Origin of the sequence: Rathayibacter sp. AY2B5, assembly GCF_002931645.1 — a bacterium.
Lineage (GTDB): Bacteria > Actinomycetota > Actinomycetes > Actinomycetales > Microbacteriaceae > Rathayibacter.
Genome location: NZ_PSUE01000045.1, coordinates 1 through 14405, shown reverse-complemented (window position 1 = coordinate 14405; position 14405 = coordinate 1). Strand labels below are relative to the sequence as shown.

Here is a 14405-nt window from a genome sequence, read left to right as displayed (position 1 = left end):
AGAAGTCTGCAACCCCCACCTCCCCCACCGCCACCACCCCCGCCGCCGCCGCCGGCAACCGCACGCTCACACCCGCGCCCGCGCCCCTCACCCCCGCGCCCCTCTTCCCCGCACCCTCCGCCTCCTCCCGCCCGGAGCCCCGCGCATGAGGGTCACCGACACCAGCGACCTGTGGTGGCGCACCGCCGTCTTCTACAACCTCGACGTGAAGACGTTCATGGACTGGGACGACGACGGCGTCGGCGACCTCGAGGGCCTCGTCCACCGGATCGACTACCTGGCCGAGCTCGGCGTCAGCTGCCTCTGGCTCGCGCCGTTCTACCGGTCCCCCGGCCGCGACAACGGCTACGACATCAGCGACTTCTACGGAGTGGACGAGCGCTTCGGGCACCACGGCGACGTCGTCGAGGTGATCCGGACCGCCCACGACCGCGGGATGCGCGTGATCGTCGACCTCGTCGTCAACCACACCTCGGACCAGCACCCCTGGTTCCAGGCCGCCCGCTCCTCCCCCGACAGCCCGTACCGCGACTACTACGTCTGGCGCGACGAGCCGCCCGCCGATCAGCCCGCGAACGTGTTCCCGGACGCGGAGGACGGCGTCTGGTTCCGCGACGAGGAGGCGGGCCAGTACTACCTGCACCACTTCTACCGGCACCAGCCCGACCTCAACACCGAGAACCCGGCCGTGCGCGACGAGATCGCGAAGCTCATCGGGTTCTGGCTGCAGCTGGGCGTCGACGGCTTCCGGGTCGACGCGGTGCCGTACCTGATCGAGCCCGGCGCCCGCGACGAGCACGAGTGGCTGCGCCTGCTGCGCCGCTTCGTCTCGCGGCGCTCCGGCGAGGCGATGCTGCTGGGCGAGGTCAACGTGACCCGCGAGGAGCAGCTCGGCTTCTTCGGCGGCGAGGACGCGGACGAGCTGTCGATGCAGTTCGACTTCATCGGCAACCAGCGCCTCTACCTCGCGCTGGCCCGGGAGGAGGCGGCGCCGCTCGTCGAGGCGCTCGCGAGCCGCCCCGAGATCTCCGTCGGCAGCCAGTGGGCGAACTTCGCGCGCAACCACGACGAGCTCACCCTCGACCAGCTGAGCGACGACGAGCGCGACGAGGTCTTCGCGGCGTTCGCTCCGGAGCAGTCGCAGCGGATCCACGGGCGCGGCATCGTCCGCCGCCTCCCGCCGATGGTCGACGGCGACCCGCGCCGCGTCCGCCTGGTCCACAGCCTGGTCTTCTCGCTGCCCGGGACCCCGGTGCTCTACTACGGCGAGGAGATCGGGATGGGCGAGAACGCCGACATCCCGGGCCGCAGCGCCGTGCGGACCCCGATGCAGTGGAGCAGCGCCGCCAACGGCGGGTTCTCGCGCGCCGACGCCTCCGACCTGATCGCCACCCCTCCCGGCGGCGGCTTCGGACCCGAGCACGTGAATGCGGCCGCGCAGCTCCAGGATCCGGACTCCCTCCTGGCCCACGTGAAGGGCCTCGCCTGGCTGTACCGGCGGTCGCCGGAGATCGGGTGGGGCGAGTACACGCACCTCCCCTGCGACGAGCCGAGCGTGCTCGCGCACCGGATGTCCGCGTCGACCGGCACGACCGTCGCGGTGCACAACCTGGCGTCGAACCCGCGCACGGCGCACCTGACGCTCCCCGACACCCCCGCCGGGGCGCGGCTGGTCGACTCCCTCGGCGGCGAGTCGCTCCCGCTAGACGAGGACGGCGCCGTGTCGGTGCCCCTCGACGGCTACGGCGCGCGCTGGTTCCGCGTGGTCACGGAGGAGTCGCGCCGGCTGGTCTGAGCGGAGGGGCGGGGCTCTTCTCGACAGTCCAGGAGTCGTCGCAGTCGCGCTCGAGTGCGACAACTACTGGACTCTCGAGGGGGGCGGGGCAGGAACGGAGGACGAAAGCACCCACCGCACGAAACGTTACGCAAATCGATCCGCAGCATCGTTGACGCCGCTACCCTCCCCCGCCTACCGTGAAGCGCAACGTTTCGCCCCCGCCGCCGCACCAGGAGGATCCGCATGGCCCCCACTCCGCCGAGCCACCGCGTCCTCGCCAGCGGCAGCCGCATCCCCGCGATCGGCGCCGGCACGTTCGGCTCTGACCGCTACGACGCCGAGACCGTCGGCCTCGCGGTCGAGCACTCCCTCCGCGCCGGCTTCCGCCTCCTCGACTGCGCCACCGTCTACGGCAACGAGCCGCGCGTCGGCCGGGCGATCGCCGACTCCGGAGTCGACCGCGACGAGCTCTTCGTCATGTCGAAGATCTGGAACGACGCGCACGAGCCCGGGGCGGCCGTCGCCTCCGTCGAGCGCTCGCTCGCCGACCTCGGCCTCGACGTGCTCGACGCCGTCTTCGTGCACTGGCCCTTCCCGAACCACCACCCGCCGCACGCCGAGACCGACGCGCGCGATCCGCACGCCCGCCCGTACGTCCACGAGGCGTTCCTCGAGACCTGGCGAGCGCTCGAGGGCCTGGTCGACCGGGGCCTCGTCCGGCACCTCGGCACCTCCAACGTCACGATCCCCAAGCTCGAGCGGATCCTCGCCGACGTCCGCATCGCCCCGCAGCTGAACGAGATGGAGCTGCACCCCTGCTTCCAGCAGCCGGAGCTGTTCCGCTTCTGCCTCGACCACCGCATCCAGCCGATCGGCTACTCGCCGCTGGGCTCGCCGTCGCGGCCCGAGCGCGACCGGGTGGAGGGCGACATCGTCGACATCGAGCACCCCGCGGTGCGGGCGATCGCCGACGAGCGGGGCGTGCATCCGGCCGTCGTGTGCCTCGCCTGGGCGGTGAACCGCGGCCAGATCCCGATCCCGTTCGCGGTGAAGCCGGAGCAGATCGAGGCGAACCTGGCCGCCGCCTCCCTGGTGCTCACGGCCGAGGAGCAGGAGGCGCTGCGCGGCGCCGAGCGCAACAACCGCCTGATCAAGGGCCAGGTCTTCCTCTGGCCCGGCAGCACCGGCTGGCTCGACCTGTGGGACGCCGACGGCACGATCCCGGGCTGGAGCGGCGACGGCTCGCCCCGCGCCACCCTGTGACGTGGCCACCTACAAGGACCTGCAGCGGCTGACCGGCCTCTCGCTCTCGACCATCTCGAAGCACTACAACGGGCTCCCTGTGCGCCCCGAGAACCGGGCGGCGATCGAGGCGGCGGCCGCCGAGGTCGGCTTCCGGGTCAACGGCTTCGCTCGAGGCCTGCGCTCGCGGCGCTCCCGCACGGTCGGAGTGCTGCTGCCCGCCCTCGACAACGAGTTCCACCTCTCGATCATCGCGGGCCTCGAGCGGGCCCTGCGCGGAGAGGGCATCGGCGTGCTGGTCGGCGTGAGCCGCCCCGAGCCGGGAGCCGCGGTCGACCTGCTGCTCGAGAAGATGGTCGACGGGATCGTGGCGGTGCCGTCCGCGGGCGACGTCGACGCGCTGCGCCGCGCCTCCGAGCAGGGCACCCCCGTGGTGGCCGTCGACTGGATCGACGACGCACTGGTCACCGATCGCGTCGCGCTCGACAACGCGGGCGCCGGCGCCTCCGCCGCCCGCCACCTCCTCGACCACGGCCACCGCTCGATCGCGGTGCTCGGCGGGGAGGACGGAGTGTCCTCCACCCGGGAGCGGACGGCCGGCTTCCTCGCCGCCCTGGCCGAGCGCGGCGTCCACCCCGCCGCCGACGCCGTGGTGCGCGGCCCGCTGACGGTCGAGAGCGGGGTCGCCGCCGTCGAGCGGGTCCTCGCTCTGAGCCCCCGGCCGACCGCCCTGTTCGCGAGCAACCGCGAGCTGACGGTCGGCGCCCTGATCGCTGTCGGCGACTCCGGACTGCGCGTGCCGACGGACCTCTCCGTCGTCGGCTTCGACAACGTCGAGCTGGCCCGCGTGGTCCGCCCGCACCTGACCACGATCGCCCAGCCGACCGAGGCGATCGCCGCCGAGGCCGCAGCCCTCGTCCGCCTCCGCCTCGACTCCGGGGCGGAGCAGCCCGGTCCCCAGGAGCGGAGGCTCCCCGGCCGCCTGCTCGCCGGCTCGTCCGTCGCCCACCTCCACGACCTCTAGGAGCTCCTCTTGCTGACCACGACCCTCCTCCACCCCGAGATCCTGCACGCGCTCGCCCGCGCGGGCCACGGCTCCCGCGTCCTCATCGCCGACGGCAACTACCCCGTCGGCACCACGCTCGGACCGAACTCCGCCCTGGTGCACCTGAACCTCCGGCCCGACATGCTGACCGTCGACGAGATCCTCGACGCCCTGCTCTCGGCGATCGTCGTCGAGGAGGCGACGGTCATGACCCCCGCGCCCGGGATCGACGTCCCCGCGCAGGACGCCTTCCGCCGGTCCCTCGACGGCGTCCCCTTCACCTCGCTCGAGCGGCACGCCTTCTACGCCGAGGCGCGCACGCCCGACGTCGCGCTCACCATCGCCTCGGGCGACCGCCGCATCTACGCGAATCTCATCCTCACGATCGGCGTGCGCCCGGCCGACGCGTCCTGAGCGGGCGGGCGGGCGGGGCGTCGTCCCGCCCGCCCCCGCGACTCCTCCCAGGTCGCCGGTCTCGCGAGCGACTACCGCGACTCCCGCGGAGTCGCGCGTACCCGGCCACTCCCTGAGAGTCCACGAGGCGTTCTCACGGCCGGCATCCCTACTCTGGTCGGCGTGGATCTCGACACCCTCCTCAACATCGGCCTCGTCGTGCTGTTCGTCCTCCTCGGAGGCGTCTTCGCGGGCACCGAGATGGCCATCGTCAGCCTCCGCGAGAGCCAGGTCCGCGCGATCGAGGCCGGCAGCGAGCGCGGCCGGCGCATCGCCGAGCTCGTCCGCAACCCCAACACGTTCCTCTCCGCGGTCCAGATCGGCGTCACGCTCGCCGGCTTCTTCTCCTCGGCGTACGGCGCCTCGACCATCGCGCCCGACCTCGTGCCGCCGCTGCAGTCGCTCGGCCTCTCGGCCTCCGCCGCCTCGACCGTCGCCCTGATCCTGATGACCCTCGTCATCGCGTACCTCTCCCTGGTGCTGGGCGAGCTGGTCCCCAAGCGCCTGGCGATGCAGAAGTCCGTCGCGTTCACCAAGGCCCTCGCGCCCCCGCTCAACGCCCTGGCGCGCCTGATGCGCCCCGTGATCTGGCTGCTGTCCGTCTCGACCGACGCCGTCGTCCGCCTCCTCGGCGCCGACCCGCGCGAGAAGGGCGAGAGCGTCTCGGCCGACGAGGTGCGCGACATGATCTCCAGCAACACCGAGATCCACGAGGACAGCCGCCGGCTGCTCACCGACATCTTCCGCGCGGACGACCGCCGCGTCGCCGAGGTGATGCGCCCGCGCCCGGACGTCGACTTCCTCCGCGGCGCGCTCAGCGTGGCCGAGGGCTACGCGGCGGTCCTCGACCAGCCGCACTCGCGCTACCCGGTGGTCGGCGACGACTTCGACGACGTGCTCGGCTTCGTCCACGTGCGCGACCTGATGTCCGCGTTCCCGGAGGCGGGCCGCGCCGGCACCGCGAGCAGCGTCGCCGACGTCACCCGCCCGATCCTCGCGGTCCCCGGTACGACGAAGGTGCTCGCGGCCCTGCGCACCATGCGGCAGGACGGCCACCAGATCGCCGTCGTCATCGACGAGTACGGAGGGACCGACGGCATCATCACGCTGGAGGACCTGCTCGAGGAGCTCGTCGGCGAGATCTACGACGAGTACGACGGCGCCCGCCAGGCGGTCGACGCGAAGGCGGCCGAGCAGCTGCACGACGTCGACGGCGGGATGATCCTCGAGGACCTGGCGGAGCAGCTGGGCATCGAGCTGCCCGAGGGTCCGTACGAGACGGTCGGCGGGTTCGTCCTCGACCGGATCGGCCGTGTGGCCGTCGTGGGCGACTCCGTGCTCGTCGGCGACCACCTGCTCCGCGTGGCCGAGACGGACCGCTACCGCATCTCGCGGCTGACCCTCGTGCCGCAGCCCGCATCGGAGCCGAGCCCGCCGACGGCGCCCGCCGTCTGACGGGCGACCGGCCGCGCCTAGGGCAGAGGGCCCTCCACCCAGCGCGTGGCGGCGCGGCCGCGGGCTCCGGGCTGCGCGATCCACAGTCCGCCGGCGTGCGGATGACGCGCCCGCTCGTCCGCCGAGAGGTCGCGCGAGGCGGAGGTGACGACCGCGATGTCCAGGTCCTCGCCCGCGAAGGCGATGCTGGAGGAGTGCGGGGCGTCGATCCTGATGCCCTCGCCCTCGACCGGGCTGCCGTCGGCCTCGAACACGCGGACGACGCTCCCGCCCCAGACCGCGACCCACACGCGGCCGTCGGCGTCCACGGTCAGTCCGTCGGCGAACACGCCCTCCTCGAGCTCGACGAAGGGCTCGCGCGGGCCGTGCTCGGCGTCCGCGTAGGAGCGGCGGTGGATCACGCCCGACTCGGTGTCGGCCGAGTACAGCACGGAGCCGTCCGGCGAGAAGCCGAGTCCGTTCGAGAGCCGCAGGTCGTCGTCGAGCACGGTGACGGATCCGTCGTGCTCGATGCGCAGCAGGACGTCGTCGCCCGCCGACTCGCCGAGGGTCAGCGAGCCGACCAGGAGGCGCCCCTGCGGGTCGATCGTGCCGTCGTTGAAGCGGTGCCCCTCCGGCAGCAGCTCGGAGCCGCGCGTGAGGGAGCCGTCGACCTCCAGGATCGCGAGCCGTCGGGTCAGCGCGACGAGCGTCCGCCCGTCGCCCAGGGGCAGCGCGGCGCCGACCTGCTCGCCGACGTCGGTGCGCGAGATCGCTCCGATCCCCTCCGCGGTGACGGGGGCGGACAGGACCGCGCCGGCCTCGATGTCGACCCAGGTGAGGCGGGCGGTGTCCGGATCCCAGACGGGCCCCTCGCTGAGGACGTAGGTGGGGGTGCCCGCGGGCGTCGCGTCGATCATGCCTCCACGCTAGGCCGAGGAGGCGGGCGGTGTCAGGCCCCGCGGGACGGATCCGGGCTCGCGTCCACCGCGCCGCGCTCCGGATCCGGACCGATGAGCTCCGCGCCGCGCTCCGCCTCCGGGTGGGCACCGATGCCCGGGATACACCCGCTCGGCGGTCCGTGACAAGGGGTGAATAGCCCGGCGATATGGAGCCGCCCGCGGGTCTAGTGTCGTCTCGCCGCGCTCGGGACAGCGTTCCTCCGCAACGACGCCGGGGCGACAGGAAGGCGCTCGCCATGTCGACATCCACCAGTCCGCGCGGCCCGGTCCGGAGCCTCGTGCCCGCCCGCATCGACAGGCTCCCCTGGACCCGCTTCCACTGGTCGATCGTCGTCGGCCTCGGCTTCTCGTGGGTGCTGGACGGACTCGAGATCCAGATCGTCGCCTCCGCCGGCTTCGCGAAGGAGTTCGGGCTCTCGGCCTTCGAGGTCGGCCTGCTCGGCACGATCTACCTGTGCGGGCAGATCGCGGGCGCCCTGATCTTCGGGCGGCTGAGCGACAAGCTCGGGCGGCGCAAGCTGTTCATCCTGACGCTCGTCATCTACCTGGTCGCCAGCGGCCTGGCGGGACTCGCGCCGAACTACGTCTTCCTCGCCGTGTTCCGCTTCTTCGCGGGCATGGGGATCGGCGGCGAGTACGCGGCGATCAACTCCGCGATCGACGAGCTCATCCCCTCCAAGTACCGCGGCCGCGTCGACATCGCGATCAACGGCACCTACTGGGGCGGCGCGGCTCTCGGCTCCGCGGCCAACCTGTTCTTCCTGAACGACGCGCTCTTCGCCGAGAACGTCGGCTGGCGCCTCGGCTTCTTCCTCGGCCCGATCCTCGGACTGGCGATCATCTACCTCCGCCGCCACATCCCCGAGAGCCCGCGCTGGCTGATGACGCACGGCCGCGAGGAGGAGGCGGAGCGCACCGTCGACGAGATCGAGCGCCGAGTGGAGGCGGAGGGCGGCGTGCTCGAGCCTGTCGACGACGCGAAGGCGATCACCGTGAAGGCGACGGAGAGCATCCCGTTCCGCACCATCGCCCGGGTGCTGCTGCGGCAGTACCCGAAGCGGACGCTGGTGGGCGCGACGATGATGATCACCCAGTCGTTCCTCTACAACGCGATCTTCTTCACCTACGCGCTGGTGCTCGAGAACTTCTACGGAGTCGAGCAGAGCGCGATCTCGTACTTCTTCTTCCCGTTCGCGATCGGCAACCTCGTCGGGCCGCTGGTGCTCGGCCACCTGTTCGACGTGTGGGGCCGGCGGAAGATGATCTTCCTCACCTACGGTGTCTCGGGAGCGGTCCTGGCCGTCTCGGCGGTCCTCTTCAACATGGACGTCCTGACCGCGACCACGCAGACGATCCTCTGGTGCGTGTCGTTCTTCTTCGCCTCCGCCGGAGCCTCGAGCGCCTACCTCACCGTGAGCGAGATCTTCCCCCTCGAGCTGCGCAGCCAGGCGATCTCGTACTTCTTCACCCTCGGCCAGATCGCCGGAGCGGTCGCCCCCGCCCTCTACGGCGCCCTGATCGGCGACGGCAGCGACCGCGGTCCGCTGACGATCGGCTACTTCGTCGGCGCCGCCGTGATGATCCTCGGCGGCGTGATCGCCCTGATCTTCGGCGTCGACGCCGAGCGCCGCAGCCTCGAGAGCATCACCGAGCCTCTGTCGACCGTGAAGTCCTGAGGGCGGATCGCCGCGAGGCCGGGAGCCGTTCCGAGGCGTCTCGGAGCCGGCGTCTCGGGGCCGGCGTGGGCCGCCGTCAGTGGGCCGGGCGGTAGCCGGTCCGGTCGTCGGGGGTGATCGAGCGGAGGACGCGGGCGGGGACGCCGGCCGCGATGGTGAGCGGAGGGACGTCGCGGGTGACGACGCTGCCCGAGCCGATCACGGCCCCGTCGCCGATGGTGACGCCCTGGTTGATCGTGACGCCGCCGCCGATCCAGACGCCGTCGCCGACGACGACCGGCTTCGCAGTGCAGGCGCCGGCGGCGCGCTCGGCCGGGTCGAGGGCGTGGTTCGACGTGTAGATCGCGACGCGGGGGCCGAACAGCACGTCGTCGCCGATCGTGATGGGGGCGCCGTCGAGCAGGATGCAGTCGAAGTTCGCGTAGAAGCGGTCGCCGATCGTGATGTTGAACCCGAACTCGCAGCGGAACGTCGGCTCGAGGTGCGTGTCCGCGCCCACCGAGGCGACGAGCTCGCGGAGCAGAGCCTCCCGCTCGACCGGCGGACGCCCGAAGCTCGCGTTGTACGCGTTCGAGCCGAGGACCGCCCGCTCGCGCGCGGCGACCAGCTCGGGGGTCATGTCGTCGTACACGGCGCCGGTCAGGATGTGCGCGCGCTGGTCCTCGAGGGTCATCGTCGTCCGTTCGTCGGTGTCGGCGCCCCGACGGGCGCCCGCGCCCACGCTACGGGGCCGAGCGCCGGGACACCGCCTTCTCCGCCGACGCACCGCTCCTGCAGCGATGACTCGACGACGGAGCGGCGTCTCGGCGGCATCCCGCAGCAGGAGCGGCACCTCCGCGCCGCCACTCCCCCGCCGCGCAGCAGGCGTCAGCCCACGTGCACACCCGGCCGGCGGTCGCGGCGGGACTCCGCGCGGCGGAGGACCTCGCGGGTGACGGGGGCGACCTCGCCGGTGCCGGTGATGAGGAAGCGGAACATGTTCGAGATGGGGCCGCCCTCGGTCCACTCGAAGTAGACGTCCGGGATCACGCCGGTGAGGTCGCGGATCTCGAGCAGCACCGTGGCGATGGTGTTCGGGATGTTGCCGCTGGTCACCGTGAGCACGCGGAAGCCGTGGCAGACGCGGCCCTGCACGACCAGGTCCTCCTCGAAGTCGGAGGAGTCGGTGGTGTGCACCTCGAGGAAGAGCACCGGGCCGCGCATCGGCAGGTTGCTGTCGCGCTGCTCCTCCGCCAGCTTGTCCCGGTACTCGGCCTCGGAGCCGTCGTCGGGTTCGTTCGCGAGGATGCGGATCACGCCGTAGTCGTCGGCGTCCGTGGTGAGGAAGTCGATCGCGGCGGCGTCGAACACCACGGAGGTGGCGCGCAGCTGGAACGAGCGGTGCACGCGCGAGACGAGCGAGACCGCGAGGATGCCGACGATGAAGACCGCCGCGATCCTCACGCCGTCGGGCCTCTCGACCACGTTCACGACCGTCGTGTAGACGAAGACCAGCGCGATGACCGCGAAGCCCACGGCGCGCTTGCGCTGCTTCCTGCGCTTCGCCGAGAGGAACACGGCGACGGACGCGGAGGTGATCAGCACCAGCACGCCGGTCGCGTAGGCGCCGCCCTGCGCGTCGACGTCGGCGCGGAAGAGGATCGTGATGACGAAGGCGACGACGGTGAAGACCAGCACGAGCGGACGGACGGCGCCGGCCCACTGCGGAGCCATGCCGTAGCGGGGCAGGTAGCGCGGGACGATGTTGAGCAGGCCGGCCAGCGCGGAGGCGCCCGCGAACCAGAGGATGCAGATCGTCGCGATGTCGTAGACCGTGCCGAAGCCCTCGCCGAGGTACTCGTGCGCGAGGTAGGCCAGCGCGCGGCCGTTGGCCTCGCCGCCCGGCTGGAACTGCGCCTGCGGGATGAGCAGCGTGGTGACGAAGCTCGAGGTGATGAGGAACGCCGACATCGTGACGGCGGCGGTGATGAGCAGCCGCTTCGCCCCGCGGATGCGGCCGACGGGGGCGTCCTCGGTGTCGCCCGCGTCGCCGCGGATCTGCGGCATGACCGCGACCCCGGTCTCGAAGCCGGAGAGCCCGAGCGCGAGCTTGGGGAACACGATGAGCGCGATGCCGACCATGATCAGCGCATTCCCGTGCTGGGTCGTGAGCGCCGACCACCAGTCGCCGATGACGACGGGGTTCTCGGCCACGTGCCCGATCGCCACGGCGATCACGATCGCGTTGAGCAGGAGGAACACGGCCACGAGCACGACCGCGATCGAGATGGCCTCGCGGAACCCGCGCAGGAACACGATCCCCAGCAGGGCGATCAGCCCCAGCGTGAGCGGCACCTCCGCCCCGTGGAACCAGGCGGGGGCGAACGGGTTCTCGACCGCGTGCGCCGTCGCGTCGGCCGCCGAGAGGGTGATCGTGATCATGAAGTCGGTGGCCGCGAACCCCAGCAGCACGAGCACGAAGAGCTTGCCGCCCCACCAGGGCAGCAGGCGCTCGAGCATCGCGATCGACCCCTCGCCGCGGAAGCTCTCGCGGGCCACGCGGCGGTAGACGGGGAGCGCGCCGAGGAGCGTCAGCACCACCAGGACGATCGTCGCGAGCGGAGAGACGAGGCCCGCGGCGAGCGCCGCGATGGCCGGCTGGTAGCCGAGGGTCGAGAAGTAGTCGACGCCGGTGAGGCACATGACGCGCCACCACGAGTGCGTCCTGCCGGTGGCCGCGTGGGGGCCGGGGTGGGCTCCGGAGTCGTCGCGGAGGCCCTCGAGGAGCCACGCCTTCACCCCGCCCGCGCGCGCGGAGGAGAGAGGGGAGGGTTCGAGGGCGTCGGGGTCGCCACGGACGACGGAAGAGGTCACTGGATGTTTCTACTCGCCGTGAGGAGCGCGCCCGCCCGGAATGAGCGGATCCTCACGCTTTCCTCACGGGTAATCGGCTGGGGAGGGACGTCGACGCGCGATCCCGCGTCGTGAGGGGGTCGTGAGGGCATCGTGAGCGTCGCGCGAGCGGACCGTGCGGATCGGCCCGGTGCGCGTCCGCGTTCCGTCAGGATCCCCTCGCACCCGCCGTCGCAGGCCGACGATGGCGCTCGTGCACCTGCTCCTCCGCCTCCTCGACGCCGGCCCCCGCTGGGGCCGCCACACCGTCGGCGCGAGCCGGTACGGCGTCGTCCGGAGCGAGCTCGTCGTCTTCGCGCCCGGCACCTCCGCCGAGGAGCGGAGGCGCCTCCGCCTGCACGCGGCCGGTCCGCAGCTGGTCGTGGCCGTGACGGCCGCCGGCGCCGTCGGGACGCTCGCGCTCGACCGGCTGCCGCTCCTCCTGCTGGCCGCGCTCGCCCTGCCGACCGCGTCGCTCCTGCTCCTCTCGGCCCGCTCGACCCGCCGCCTCCGCCGGGCCTGCGCCCGCCGGCTCGTGATCGCCGACGTCGACTCCCCCGCCGTCGCCGAGCAGGCGGCGATCGCGGCCGCGCTGCGGCGGGCCGACCGGCTGCTCGACGCCGGCGTCCTCACTCCGCTCGAGCACGAGGAGGTGTGGGCCTGCGCCCACGACCGGGTCGCGGGCCGCGTGGCTGACCGCCGCTCCCAGCCCCGGGCGGGAGGATCGGGGACGTCCGCCACCGATGGGAGCCCCTCATGACCACACCGCGCCGCGCACTGATCCTCGTCGACGTGCAGCAGGAGTACTTCAGCGGTCCGCTCGAGATCCAGTACCCGCCGCACGCGCAGTCGCTGCCGAGGATCGCCGCCGCCCTCGACTCCGCCGCCGCCGCGGGCCTCCCGATCGCCGTCGTCCAGCACAGCGCGGGCGAGGGAGCGCCGATCTTCGACCCGTCGGGTCCGTCCTTCGCGCTGCACCCGGAGATCGAGAAGCGCCGCTCGGATTCGTGGAAGAACGTCACGAAGCAGTTCGGCACGGTCTTCGCGGGGACCGACCTGCTCGACTGGCTCCGCGAGCACGACGTCGACACGATCACCCTCGTCGGCTACATGACCAACAACTGCATCCTCGCCTCGGCCGCCGAGGCGGAGACGCACGGGCTCCGCGCCGAGGTCCTCTCCGACGCGACGGGCGCGATCGCGATCGCGAACGACGCCGGCTCGATCGACGCGCACTCCCTGCACACCACGCTGATGGCGCTGCTCAACTCGAACTTCGCCGCCGTCGCCCCGACCACGGTCTGGATCTCGGCGCTGAAGGGCGAGTACACCCTCCCCATGAGCAGCCTGCCCGAGTCGGCGACGGCGGGCGCCGCTCGCTGACGGGCACTCCTCCGGACGGATCGGCCGGCTCTACTCTCGGTGCATGGCCCTTCTGCACCGTGCGACGATCACCCCCGGGAAGCTCGAGATCGTGGAGGCATGGGCGCCGACGCAGCCCTGGTGCGAGGGCGGCGGATTCACGCAGCTCGGCGCCTACCGGTTCGACGACCCCGATGGCGAGGTGGGAGTGGAGACGCTGATCGTCCAGTCGTCCGGGCAGCCGCCGCTCCAGGTGCCGCTGACCTACCGCGGCTCGCCTCTCGCCGGCGGTGACGCGCATCTCCTCGCGACCGTCGAGCACACCGTCCTCGGTCGTCGCTGGGTCTACGACGGTGCCGGCGACCCCGTCGCGATCGCCGCCTTCGCCACGGCGATCCGCACCGGCGCCCGGGAGGTCGAGCAGCATTTCGAGGAGGACGGGCAGCGCATCGTCCGCCCGCCGACCGCGACGGTGCAGGGCAGCGGATCAGGCGCCGGAGCGTCCGGGCCGCCGTCGACGGTGCTCGTCCGCAGCGACGCACGGACCACCACGACCTCGGCCGACGGTCTGACTCTCGTCCTCGCGCGGGTCCTCGCGCCGCCGTTCCTCGAGGGCGAGGAGCGGCTGACCGGCAGGTGGAGCGAGGCGCTCCCCGTCACCCTCGCCGTCCTGGCCTGAACCGGCTCCGGTGGTCCGCCGCCCTCCGTCGCCCGGGTCGTGGGCGACGGACGGCGGCGCGCTCCGGGAGGACCTGCTCAGTGGCCGCGCAGTGCCGCGACGGTCCGAGTGGGACTAGTCGTTCAGGTGCGCGATGGCGTAGTCGGCCTCGTCGCTCGTGAACTGCTCCCCGTACTCGCTGGTCAGCTGGTCGCGGATGGCCTCCGGCGCCATCGCCATCTGGGCCTGGTAGTCCTTGGCCTTCGCCAGCGCGTTGGCGTTCCAGTCGGCGGAGACGGTGTCCACCGCGTACTGCGCGGCCTCGGGCGAGAACTGCTCCCCGTACTCGGAGGTGAGCTGGCCGTACAGGCCCGCCTTGCTCATGTGGAGCATCTCGGAGTAGCTCTGCGCCTTGATGAGTGCCGAGGCGAACTCGGGCGAGACCTGCGCAGCAGCCGCCGTCTCGACAGGCGCCGGGGCAGGGGCGACCGTCTCGACGGGTGCGGGCTCCGCCGTCTCGACGGGTGCGGGCTCCGCCGTCTCGACGACCTCCGCCTCCTCCGTGGCCGGCACGACGGGAGCGGTCGTGGGCTCGGACGACTCGACGATCACGGCCGCCGGGCGGTCGCTCGAGGCGGAGTTCACGGCGGCTCCGAAGCCGATCGTCGTCAGGAGCGAGGCGAGGACGGCCAGACCGCCGAGGACGACGCCGGTGATCGACATCGCCTTCGACTGACCGCGGCGGAGGGCGAGGATGCCCAGGACGACGGCGGCGATCCCGACGAGTGCTCCGAAGACCGGCACGAGGCCGACGAGGAACGCGACGATGCCGACGACGAGTGCGGCGATGGCGAGGCCGGTCGGGCCGGTCTTCGGAGCACTCGTCGGGATCGCCGCCGTCGTCCTGGGCATCCTCGCCCTCCGC

General features: G+C 72.5%; 13 protein-coding genes. 9 read left to right on the top strand and 4 right to left on the bottom strand.

Features of this window, described 5'->3' with window-relative positions; all coding sequences use genetic code 11:
* The first annotated feature begins 145 nt into the window (after positions 1-145).
* The 5 genes from C5C30_RS16920 (at position 146) to C5C30_RS16900 (ending at position 5972) form a co-directional block, all read left to right on the top strand.
* The gene (locus C5C30_RS16920; RefSeq protein WP_104334160.1) at positions 146-1795 is read left to right on the top strand and encodes an alpha-amylase family protein; all 1650 of its coding nucleotides are present in this window, start codon (positions 146-148) and stop codon (positions 1793-1795) included.
* Between the two features lie 225 nt (positions 1796-2020).
* A complete protein-coding gene (locus C5C30_RS16915; RefSeq protein ID WP_104334159.1) occupies positions 2021-3040 on the top strand; it encodes an aldo/keto reductase in 1020 nt (339 codons plus the stop codon).
* Position 3041: 1 nt separating this feature from the next.
* A complete protein-coding gene (locus tag C5C30_RS16910) occupies positions 3042-4043 on the top strand; it encodes a LacI family DNA-binding transcriptional regulator (RefSeq protein ID WP_104334158.1) in 1002 nt (333 codons plus the stop codon).
* A 9-nt stretch (positions 4044-4052) separates the two neighbouring features.
* Positions 4053-4478 (top strand): RbsD/FucU family protein, encoded by a 426-nt coding sequence (locus tag C5C30_RS16905; RefSeq protein WP_104225080.1) that lies wholly within the window; start codon positions 4053-4055, stop codon positions 4476-4478.
* Between the two features lie 162 nt (positions 4479-4640).
* Positions 4641-5972 carry a hemolysin family protein gene (locus C5C30_RS16900; RefSeq protein WP_104334157.1) on the top strand — a complete coding sequence of 444 codons (1332 nt, stop codon included), beginning with the start codon at positions 4641-4643 and terminating at the stop codon, positions 5970-5972.
* A gap of 17 nt (positions 5973-5989) precedes the next feature.
* Here C5C30_RS16900 and C5C30_RS16895 read toward each other — a convergent pair whose 3' ends face one another.
* Complete coding sequence (locus C5C30_RS16895; RefSeq protein WP_104334156.1) at positions 5990-6871, bottom strand: SMP-30/gluconolactonase/LRE family protein; 882 nt, start codon at positions 6869-6871, stop codon at positions 5990-5992.
* A gap of 278 nt (positions 6872-7149) precedes the next feature.
* Between C5C30_RS16895 and C5C30_RS16890 the strand changes: the two genes are divergently transcribed.
* Positions 7150-8589 (top strand): MFS transporter, encoded by a 1440-nt coding sequence (locus tag C5C30_RS16890; RefSeq protein WP_104334155.1) that lies wholly within the window; start codon positions 7150-7152, stop codon positions 8587-8589.
* Between the two features lie 76 nt (positions 8590-8665).
* Here the strand turns inward: C5C30_RS16890 and C5C30_RS16885 are convergent, their stop codons facing one another.
* Together C5C30_RS16885 and C5C30_RS16880 are read right to left on the bottom strand one after the other, a co-directional pair.
* Positions 8666-9262 carry a sugar O-acetyltransferase gene (locus C5C30_RS16885; protein ID WP_104334162.1) on the bottom strand — a complete coding sequence of 199 codons (597 nt, stop codon included), beginning with the start codon at positions 9260-9262 and terminating at the stop codon, positions 8666-8668.
* 194 nt (positions 9263-9456) lie between these two features.
* Entirely contained in the window at positions 9457-11442 is a 1986-nt protein-coding gene (locus C5C30_RS16880) for an amino acid permease (protein WP_374955310.1), read from the bottom strand.
* A 223-nt stretch (positions 11443-11665) separates the two neighbouring features.
* Here C5C30_RS16880 and C5C30_RS16875 point away from each other — a divergent pair, with 223 nt between their 5' ends.
* Genes C5C30_RS16875 through C5C30_RS16865 form a run of 3 tightly spaced genes read left to right on the top strand, consistent with a single transcriptional unit; the run spans position 11666 to position 13501 of the window.
* The gene (locus C5C30_RS16875) at positions 11666-12220 is read left to right on the top strand and encodes a DUF6611 family protein (protein WP_104268028.1); all 555 of its coding nucleotides are present in this window, start codon (positions 11666-11668) and stop codon (positions 12218-12220) included.
* Positions 12217-12843, top strand: coding sequence for an isochorismatase family protein (locus tag C5C30_RS16870; RefSeq protein WP_104233860.1), 627 nt, complete (start codon positions 12217-12219; stop codon positions 12841-12843). Before C5C30_RS16875 ends, C5C30_RS16870 begins: the two co-directional genes overlap by 4 nt.
* A gap of 43 nt (positions 12844-12886) precedes the next feature.
* A complete protein-coding gene (locus tag C5C30_RS16865; protein ID WP_104315744.1) occupies positions 12887-13501 on the top strand; it encodes a hypothetical protein in 615 nt (204 codons plus the stop codon).
* A 114-nt stretch (positions 13502-13615) separates the two neighbouring features.
* Here C5C30_RS16865 and C5C30_RS16860 read toward each other — a convergent pair whose 3' ends face one another.
* Positions 13616-14392 carry an Ltp family lipoprotein gene (locus C5C30_RS16860; protein WP_258063729.1) on the bottom strand — a complete coding sequence of 259 codons (777 nt, stop codon included), beginning with the start codon at positions 14390-14392 and terminating at the stop codon, positions 13616-13618.
* Positions 14393-14405: the final 13 nt, after the last annotated feature.